Here is a 10,637-nt window from a genome sequence, read left to right on the forward strand (position 1 = left end):
CTAGTAGCGCCACTTGATTCCCAAGAATAGGTTGCGCTACTAGATCTATCTTCTATATCAAATATCAACGACTAACCAATAACAACATTAATAATACTAATGACACTAATGACACTGACATTAATATTGATGACAACAGCTGAACCAACTGATCAATCTCATTATAATCTCGACAAACGATCTTTTTGAGAAAGTTGGATGTTTTCGACACCCGATTATCAGTTATCGATTAAGTTCTAATTGTCGTAGAGTTATCCGGCGACGCACCTCATCTTGACTTAAAAGATTGCGAGATTCTTTCGCGGCCATCAAGGCAAATTGCAGTGCTACCTTTTCGCTCTCATCTGCCGCGATCTCTGCTTGGCGCATCCGAACAATACGCGCGATTAATACATCGCGATCAAACTCATCTTCAGTCGAGGTTACAAGACGTTTGTCATAATTTTTAGGAGGCGCTGTCATAACGCTCCCTTCCGACTCAACATCTGCAACATACTCAGCTTCTGTTTCTAAAAAGGTATCATCTAATTCAAGATCGAAAAGTTCCTCATCATCGATCGTATCATCATTGAGCGCTCTCTTTTGTTGGGCGCCCTGATCTAAGATCCTATCAGAGTTTGGCTTATCAGATTTTGGCTTCTCAGCGATATCGAGATAAGCATCCATCTTCTTCACCTCACTCTCAACCTGAGATTGTGTATCAAGAACGGTGGATTCAACCTTTTTCAGAGATTGAGTTAACTCTGTCTTTGTGCTATCGATCTCGCTCTTCAACTTCTGCAACTCAGAGCTCTGTTTAAGCTCCTCAATTGAGCGCTTAATCTCATCAAGCTCTAACTCATTGGTAAGATCATTCTTGATACTTCTCGTGAAGTGTTGAATCTTCCCGACCCATTTACCCACAGTACGGATCATCTCCGGCAACTTTTGTGGACCGATGACAACAAGCGCGATGACGAGAATAATGAGAAATTCCGTGCTACTAATTCCAAACATGCAGCATCCTTCCTCTTACCCGCGCCAATCACGCTTTAAGTTTGATGGGAATAAGATTGATGAGAATCTTGTGTAAAAATTACTCCACACGACTATTCTTCTGCTCATCAACAACGCTCTCATCCTTCACTTGAGTATCTGCTTTTTTATTCTCTAAATTTTGGGGTGTAGCGTTCTCTTTCGCCTCTTTCTCACCATCTTTAACTGCATCTTTAAAGCCTTTTACTGCACTTCCAAGATCTTTTCCTGCATTTTTTAATTTTGCAGTACCAAAGACTAAAAGTACGACAACAAGAAGAATCGCCCAGTGCCAAATACTAAATGAACCCATAATTACATTTCCTCTAAGAGTGTACGAGTATTAAATAATTTCTCCCTAATGATACTCTAAAAACATCGCTTTATATAGCCCATTCTCCGCTAAATTTTAAGAAATGACCCACGAATACCCTATGAGTGATTAACGAATGAGCGAGGGTGAGCGCGATAAGTAACGAAGCATTTTCATAATCAGAGCATCACTTAAGAAGATTTCTATTTCCTATGACAGATTCGATCGACTGACTTAACATCTGCCGAACTACTCTAACAGAGTAATATGACAATATTGTCACACACAAAAAGAGTCTCAATTACCTCGTATGCCCCCATTAACGGGCAACGCGAATCCCCCCTTCAACACCCAATGGACTCCAGAGAATCTGCCATAACTGAATACTTCTTGCTCTAAATGCACCAGCACAAGCCATAAGGTAGTAAATAAACATTCGCTTAAAACGGGGAGAATAGTTGGCCTCTAACTCTGGCCAATGCTCTAAAAATCGCTCTGCCCATGCCATTAAGGTACGATCATAATCTGCACCAAAATTGTGCCAATCTTCCATCACAAACTTGCCTTGACTGGCATTTGCAATTTTTTGGATCGAGGGAAGCTCACCATTGGGGAAGATATACTTCTCAATCCATGGATCAACATTGTATTGGTTGTTATTAGAACCGATAGTATGAAGAAGAAAGAGACCATCCTCTTTGAGATTACGGTGTGCCACTTCAAAATATTTACGATAGTTTTTAGGGCCGACATGCTCAAACATACCAACTGAAACAATCCGATCAAACGCGCCATTGAGATCGCGATAATCTTCTAAAATAATCTCAACATCGAGTGATTGACAACGCGCTTGCGCTAACTTCTGCTGCTCTTTAGAAATCGTCACTCCCGTTACAGAAACGCCATAGTGCTCTGCAGCATAAGCAGAAAGACCGCCCCAACCACAACCGATATCAAGGAGCTTCATGCCCGGCTCAAGTTGTAACTTTCGGCAGATCAGATCTAATTTTGCCTGCTGTGCCGCTTCCAAAGTTGTCGCTTCCGCCCAATAGCCACAAGAGTATTGCATATAAGGATCGAGCATCGCCGTAAAGAGATCATTTCCCAGATCATAATGCTCCTCTCCTACAATCCAAGCACGCTTTTTACTCTGTAAATTGCGTAAACGCGCGAAGAGGATCTTTAAGATATCTTTAAAATTACTCGGCAACTTTTCATCGAGTTTTGCACGCATCACCTTTGTAAAGAAAAGATCGAGCTTCTCACAATCCCACCAGCCATCCATATAGCTCTCTCCGAGGCCAATAGATCCCTCTTCCAGGACTCGCTGATAGAAATGATCATTATGGATCTGAATATCGTAGGGACGACTTCCATTAATCTCGATACCCGCCTGATCTAGTAGATCTTGAGCGATACGTTTCCATTCAGTAAGATTACTCGCTTTTTTCTTAATGCTGCTCATTTCACTCCTCAAATTCGTTTTTAAATGATTCGTCTTAAGTGATTCTTTTTAAACAACTCTTTAAAGTAGCTTCACAGTATAAAAGGAGAGTCCATTGCTCAGGAGACTCCGTTATCTCAGGACAACATTGCTAGGAATAATTATAAACAAACAATGCTATTTTATATATACATTTTTACATACTATTACATATTTACCACCCATCTATTACTTATTCATTAATCGCTCTATTATTTTCAATAAATAGTCAAAATAACAGATCGTAATAAATATCAATGAACATCAATGATGTATCAATGAGTATCTATGAGTATCTATGAGGATCAGTGAGGATCAGTGAGGATCAGTGAGGATCAGTGAGGATCAGTGAGGATCAATAAATATTGAATACTATTATCTTATTATCCTAATGATCTATTTTAGAGACTAAGATTATGACCGACAACGAATATCTCGCGACTTCCTTCCTTCTCATCTCTTAGTTTCTCACCCCTAATCTCTCACCTCCCTTTTTCTCATGCCTCCTTTCTCACGCCTCCTTTCTCATACTTCCTTGCTCATACTTACTTTCTCTTGCTCCTTTTTATACCCTGCTCTCTGCAAAGAGAAACTCAATGAAAGGTTTTCTCCCCGAGATACCCTTTTTCGCTATAATAGGAGAGATCATTAAAGAGCTCTCATACTCAACAATGCTCTTTATACAGATATGCTTTAAAGCATTTTTAAACACCTTTAAACACCTTTGAAACATTTCAGACAAGGAATTACGCATAATGTCTAGACCAAAACCGATTGTGCTCACCATTCTTGATGGCTGGGGATTTCGTAACGAAGTTGAAAATAATGCCATTGCAGCAGCAAATACCCCGCATTGGGATCATCTACGGGAAGTGGGCGCCGTCACTTTCATTAAAACCTCAGGGGAAGCGGTAGGATTGCCCGATGGACAAATGGGTAACTCAGAAGTGGGCCATATGAATATCGGCGCTGGGCGTGTTGTTAATCAAGATTTCACCCGCATTACGCAAGATCTACGTAGTGGTGAATTTGATAATAACCCCATCTTCAATGAAGTGATGGAAGATCTTGTTACTAAAGAGCGCGCGCTCCATATCTTTGGACTACTCTCTCCCGGCGGCGTTCACTCTGATGAGAAGCATATCTTCGCGCTGATTCGTCTTGCGGCAAAACGGGGTGTTGAGAAGATCTATCTCCATGCCTTTCTCGATGGTCGCGATATGCCCCCACAATCGGCAACCCCTTCTCTTGAAAAAGCAGAAGCACTCTTTAAAGAGCTTGGTCGTGGTCGTATTGCAACAATCATTGGCCGCTACTATGCAATGGATCGCGATAGTCGCTGGGATCGTGTTGAAAAAGCTTACGATCTGGTAAGTCAGGGGATTGGCGAGTACCGAGCAGCTACGGCTGAAGAAGGGTTACAAAATGCCTATGCCCGTGGTGAACATGATGAGTTTGTCAAGGCGACTGTTATTCAAGATGCGGTCAAAATGGTCGATGGGGATGCCGTAATCTTTATGAATTTCCGCTCAGATCGTGCGCGCGAATTGAGTTATCCTTTTGTAGAAGATGATTTTGCCGGCTTTACCCCCAAGTATCGCCCTAAACTCTCACATTTTGTCTCTTTGACACAATATAAAGAGGGGCTCAATACAGAGATTGCCTATCCTCCATTAGAACTCAATAATGGTCTTGGAGAAGTCTTAGCAAAAGAGGGTTATACCCAGCTACGTATTGCCGAGACAGAGAAGTACCCACATGTCACCTTCTTCTTCAATGGTGGTGAGGAGAAAGTCTTTCAGGGAGAAGAGCGAATCTTAGTGAACTCTCCTAAAGTTGCAACATATGACCTTCAGCCTGAAATGAGTGCGCCCGAGGTGACAGAGCGACTTGTCGAGGCGATCGAATCTGAGAAGTTTGATGTGATCATCTGTAACTATGCAAATCCTGATATGGTGGGTCATACCGGTGTCTTTGAAGCAATTGTGAAAGCGATTGAAGCGGTAGATACCGGCTTAGGCAAGGTTTATGAGGCCGTTAAAAAAGTGGGGGGCGAGATGTTAGTGACCGCCGATCACGGTAATGCCGAACAAACATGGGATGAGAAGACTAATCAGCCACACACGGCACATACCACAACGCCGGTGCCACTCATCTATGTTGGCCGTAAAGCAACATTAGAACCCGATGGTGCGCTCTGTGATCTTGCGCCAACGATTCTCTATCTCTTAGGCGCAGAGCAGCCGGAAGAGATGACGGGGAAAAACCTGATCCATTTCCAAAAATAGCGATGCTAAAAGAGCAGTCAGCAGCAGTACCGCTCATTATAAGGCTGTTATAAGACTGTTATAAGGATGTTATAGAGCTGTAATAAGAAATAGTCATCGTGAGCGCCTAATCGATCCATCTCCAATAGAGTTTCAATTGAGGTTTCGATTGGGCGCATCATGATAGATCATGTTTCATTACACTCATTACGTTTCTAACATCTCTTTCGATGAGGCTACTTCTGCCCATCTCTGAAGTCACTTACCCCAACTTTTATCTTCAACCGATACCTTTAACTAATCAATTGCTGAAAATAGTCCCCTATTAAGACAACCTATAGGGATATAAAGATAACTTTTTATGGCAACAATAAATTAAGCAATTATGCAATTAAGCAATTCAGATAGCGATTGATACAATAAGTAATAGACAGACTCCTATCCACAGCCGCTAATAAGGGGCATTGATAGTCTTAAGATTAAGGTTAAGATTAAGATTAAGATTAATAGCCAGCCACTAATCGTCTGATTGATACAATTTTAATCAACTTCTCGGTGATACCCATCAAGGAATCTATTATGAAAAGAGCGCTCTCATCTACACTTCTTCTCTCAACGCTTCTTTCGGCAAGCTTCATACCCTATGCTTATGCAGAGGAGGAAGCAGCGGTTGAGGTACTTCCGATTACAATCATTAGCACTCCAGATAACGATAAGCCCAAAGAGAAACATTCCCCTGTCAACACTTCTGCTCAAAAGAGTCATGAAACGATCGATCTTATCTCAACGCCGGCAGAGCCCTCTATCCCCGTAGATGATCTGCGTCGCTTTATCGAAGTCTTTGATGAGCTAAAACGCAACTATGTCGATGAGTTGAGCGATGCCACCCTCATTCAAAATGCCATTATGGGGATGTTAAGTAACCTCGATCCTCACTCAAAATATTATAGTGCCGAACAATTTCAAAAGATCAAAAATGAGACCTCCGGCAAAGAGAGCAGTATCGGTATCACCCTTCGCGCTGAGAGTCGAGAAGATCAATCTAAAGGGGCTATGATCATCAAGACGATTGCTCCCAATAGTCCAGCAGAAAAAGCAGGATTGCAGATTGGCGATCGCATCGTCACAATCGATCAAACTCCGACAGATCAACTCTCAATAGCACAAGCGGAACAACTGCTACAAGGGGTAAAAGGTAGCACTGTTCAGCTAGAGTTCTTCCATAAAGGAGAGTTAAAAGAGCGCCAAATTGTCCGTGCCGATATTACCCTTCCTAGTCTGACAAAAGCGAGACGATATGGGCAATTTGCCTATCTCTCCTTAAGCCGTTTTCAAGAGGGGAGCAGTGAAGAGATTGCCGATGCCCTTCTCGCCCTTGAGATTGAATCTAAAACAGCAAATGCTCCTATTCAAGGGGTAATTCTCGATCTCCGTAATAATCATGGCGGACTTCTCTCCGCCGCCATCGATGTTGCTGATCTCTTCCTGACACAAGGTGTGATCACCTATACTACCGGTCAAGCAACTCAACATCAGAAGCAATATCTTGCCACTGAACGTGAGCTGATTACTGAAATACCACTCATTATTCTGATCAACCAACAGAGCGCCTCGGCGGCAGAGATTGTTGCCGGCGCACTTCAAGATCATCAAAGAGCATTAATCGTCGGGGAGAATAGCTATGGAAAAGGTTCCGTTCAATATGCCGTTCCCCTCAACAATGGCGATGCGATTCGCTATACCATCGCGCGCTACTACACCCCTGAAGGCAAGAGCATTCAAGATGAAGGGATTACCCCTGATATCTTCATCCCTGACCTTAAAGTCAGCCCTAAAACAGATAAAAATGGAATCGATAAAAGATCCCATTCGCACGAGGATCACTTCACACAGCAGAAGCGTTATCTCCTAGAGAATGATTATCCCCTCTACGAGAGTATTCTACTCCTCGAAGGGATCACACGCTATCCACAACTCAATAGTGCTAAAGAGAATAGAGATATATAGAGGTAAGATATATAGAAGCGAGATTGAGAGAGATAAGATCTAGAGAGAGAATCCCCCAAAATCACTCTCAACCTTGAAATCTCTAAAGATCACCCTATATTCTCACATAGTACAAAAAGATCATTTAAGGGAGTCGGTATCTTATTACCGCTCTATCCCCTACCTCCTATCTGAAGGTTTTATGGAAGATATAATTATTCAAGGTGCGCGTACGCACAATCTTAAAGATATTAGTTTAACCCTTCCCCGTAATAAACTTGTGGTCATTACAGGGCTATCTGGCTCTGGAAAATCATCACTTGCTTTCGATACACTCTACGCTGAAGGGCAACGTCGCTATGTGGAGTCACTCTCCTCTTATGCGAGACAATTCCTCTCGGTAATGGGAAAGCCTGATGTTGACCATATCTCAGGTCTATCGCCGGCGATCTCTATCGAGCAGAAATCAACATCCCACAATCCACGCTCAACAGTGGGAACGGTCACCGAGATCTACGACTATCTTCGTCTGCTCTTCGCCCGTATCGGTACGCCCCACTGCCCGACTCATCATCTCCCCCTCAATGCGCAGACCATTCCGCAGATGGTCGATATGACGATGGCGCTCTCTGAAGAACTTCGACTGATGTTGATAGCCCCTATTGTCCGTAATCGTAAGGGAGAGCATATTAAGCTCTTTGAAGAGCTTAAAGCACGAGGATTTCTGCGTGTTCGTGTCGATGGGAAAACCTATGAGATCGATGAGCTTCCAGAGATCAACCCCAAGCAGCATCACGATATCGATGTTGTTGTCGATCGCTTCCGCGTGCGAGATGATATTCGTATCCGTCTTTCAGAATCACTAGAGACGGCGCTCGATCTAACCAATGGTTTAGCGGCAATTGTCGATATGAAGAGTGAAGAGACTCTCCTACAATTTTCGGCTAACTATGCCTGCCCTGAATGTGGCTTTACCATTGCCGAGTTAGAACCGCGCCTCTTCTCTTTTAATAATCCAGAAGGCGCCTGTCCAACTTGTGATGGTTTAGGAGTTAATCAATATTTTGATCCTGATCGCGTTATTGCCGAACCTTCTCTATCATTAGCTAGTGGTGCTATTCGAGGCTGGGATAAAAATTCTAGCTACTACTTCTCCATGATCGAATCTTTAGGGAGACATTACGGCTTTAACCCAGAAACTCCTTTTGAAGCGCTTCCGAAAAAGATTCAGAAGATTCTGCTCTACGGATCGGGTGAGGAGGAGATAGAGTTCCATTATCTGAGTAATCGAGGACAACGCTCCATCCGCATCCATCCATTTGAGGGGATCTTAAATAATTTAGAGCGTCGTTACCATGAGACCGACTCACAAATTGTCCGTGAAAGTTTAACGCGATTTTTAGCGATGCGTGTCTGCCCTGACTGTGAAGGAAGTCGCCTAGGTCCTGCTGCGAAAAATGTTCTTATTGAAGGCGAAGCGATCCATAACATCACCGCCCTACCGATCAATGAGGCCTTAAAATGGGCTGAAGAGGTGAAGCTCTCGGGCGCTAAAAAAGAGATTGCCGATAAGATCTTTAAAGAGATTCAGGAACGACTCGGCTTTTTAGTCAATGTCGGACTCGACTATCTCAACCTCTCTCGTTCAGCAGAAACACTCTCTGGAGGTGAAGCGCAACGAATTCGTCTTGCCTCCCAAATTGGTGCCGGCTTAATGGGTGTTCTCTATGTGTTAGATGAACCCTCGATCGGTCTTCATCAACGAGATAATGATCGTCTCTTACAGACCCTCTTCCATCTGCGCGATCTTGGAAATACCGTCATTGTGGTAGAGCATGATGAAGATGCCATTTTAGCCGCGGATTATATTGTCGATATTGGCCCCGGTGCCGGCGTTCATGGAGGCTCTGTTGTTGCTGCAGGCCCCCCTCAATCGGTACTGAAAAATAAGGATTCTCTCACTGCCGATTATCTCTCTGGACGCAAGAAAATAGAGGTGCCGAAAGAGCGAACGCCACGAGATCCTAAGAGAGAGATCAAGCTGATTGGCGCAACAGGCAATAACCTCAAAAAAGTGACCGCCTCCTTCCCGCTCGGCCTTCTAACCTGTGTGACCGGCGTTTCAGGCTCAGGAAAATCAACCCTCGTGAATGATACGCTCTACAGCGCTATCGCCCGTATTTTGAATAAAAACAATAGCATCGAAGTTGCACCTTATCAGAAGATTGAAGGATTAGATCAGATCGACAAAATCGTCAACATCGATCAGAGCCCTATCGGCCGAACACCTCGATCCAATCCGGCGACCTATACCGGACTCTTCACCCCGATTCGAGAGATCTTCGCCAACACGCCAGAAGCACGCGCACGAGGCTATCAGCCAGGGCGTTTTAGCTTCAATGTGAAGGGAGGACGTTGTGAAAATTGTCAGGGAGATGGTCTTATCAAAGTTGAGATGCACTTCCTTCCCGATGTTTATGTCATGTGTGATGAGTGTCAAGGAAAGCGTTACAATCGCGAAACCCTCGATATTCTCTATAAAGGGAAATCGATCAATGATGTTCTCAATATGACAGTGGAAGAAGCGTATCAATTCTTCGATGCCATTCCAGTTGTTCATCGTCGACTCGAAACACTGATGGAAGTGGGTTTAAGTTATATCACCTTAGGTCAAAATGCGACAACACTCTCCGGCGGTGAGGCTCAACGAGTGAAACTCTCCCGAGAGCTCTCAAAACGAGATACTGGCAAAACGGTCTATATTCTCGACGAGCCAACAACTGGCCTGCACTTCCACGATATTGCACAGCTCCTTAAAGTGATTCATACCTTACGTGATAAAGGGAATACCATCATTATTATCGAGCACAATCTCGATGTTATTAAGACAGCAGATTGGCTCATCGATATCGGTCCAGAAGGGGGCGCGAAAGGGGGCAATATCATCTTTGCCGGCACTCCCGAAGAGATTACCCAATGTAAAGAGAGCTACACCGGCAAATATCTTAAACCGCTTTTAGAGAAAAAATAGTGTAACGATCAAATGCAATAAATAGCGATCTAACAATTGATATCAGCCATCATCTTTTAAGGTGATGGCTTTTTATCGATTATAAACAACAAAAGCTGAACGCTGCCGGATCTTACTATCGCGTATTTCCAAAAACTACGCGCCGGCAGAGGGCGATCTTCTATCGCCCGGAAATATTATCTTATTTCAATGATCACAAAAAAGCTGATGAGTTGCCGGAGATCACCACTGCATGTTTTTACGAATCGCGTGCCGGCAAGTAGGCGATCTCAATCATCGGCAAATATCGCTCCATTCTGATCCATATCGTTACTATGACTCATATCGATACTATTTCTCGGCATCAAAGATGCCGACCTGCGGGCATGCAGTTGTGATAAGAATAAAATGGTTCTCTCCCGCGCCTCCGCTGACCTTCTTAAAGGTGATTGATTTAAAAAGAGGCTGAACACTGCCGGATCTTACTATCGCGTATTTCCAAAAACTACGCACCGGCAGAGGGCGATCTTCTATCGCCCGGAAATATTATCTTATTTCAATGAT

6 protein-coding genes are annotated in these 10,637 nt (G+C 43.6%); 3 read left to right on the plus strand and 3 right to left on the minus strand.

The window, feature by feature from the left end:
• Positions 1–222: 222 nt before the first annotated feature.
• From tatB to cfa, 3 genes are all read right to left on the minus strand, one after another.
• The gene (gene tatB, locus DC082_RS07005; protein ID WP_109236362.1) at positions 223–996 is read right to left on the minus strand and encodes a Sec-independent protein translocase protein TatB; all 774 of its coding nucleotides are present in this window, start codon (positions 994–996) and stop codon (positions 223–225) included.
• A 79-nt stretch (positions 997–1,075) separates the two neighbouring features.
• A complete protein-coding gene (gene tatA / locus DC082_RS07010) occupies positions 1,076–1,327 on the minus strand; it encodes a Sec-independent protein translocase subunit TatA (protein WP_109236363.1) in 252 nt (83 codons plus the stop codon).
• 319 nt (positions 1,328–1,646) lie between these two features.
• Positions 1,647–2,792, minus strand: a complete 1,146-nt coding sequence (gene cfa / locus DC082_RS07015; RefSeq protein ID WP_109236364.1) for a cyclopropane fatty acyl phospholipid synthase — start codon at positions 2,790–2,792, stop codon at positions 1,647–1,649.
• A gap of 770 nt (positions 2,793–3,562) precedes the next feature.
• Here cfa and gpmI point away from each other — a divergent pair.
• The 3 genes from gpmI to uvrA all read left to right on the plus strand — a co-directional run bounded on the left by gpmI (position 3,563) and on the right by uvrA (position 10,094).
• Complete coding sequence (gene gpmI, locus DC082_RS07020) at positions 3,563–5,098, plus strand: 2,3-bisphosphoglycerate-independent phosphoglycerate mutase (protein WP_109236365.1); 1,536 nt, start codon at positions 3,563–3,565, stop codon at positions 5,096–5,098.
• Between the two features lie 558 nt (positions 5,099–5,656).
• The gene (locus DC082_RS07025) at positions 5,657–7,084 is read left to right on the plus strand and encodes a S41 family peptidase (protein WP_109236366.1); all 1,428 of its coding nucleotides are present in this window, start codon (positions 5,657–5,659) and stop codon (positions 7,082–7,084) included.
• 181 nt (positions 7,085–7,265) lie between these two features.
• Entirely contained in the window at positions 7,266–10,094 is a 2,829-nt protein-coding gene (gene uvrA, locus DC082_RS07030; protein WP_109236367.1) for an excinuclease ABC subunit UvrA, read from the plus strand.
• The last annotated feature ends 543 nt before the right edge of the window (positions 10,095–10,637 follow it).

Source organism: Ignatzschineria indica (genome assembly GCF_003121925.1).
GTDB classification, from domain to species: Bacteria; Pseudomonadota; Gammaproteobacteria; order Cardiobacteriales; family Wohlfahrtiimonadaceae; genus Ignatzschineria; species Ignatzschineria indica.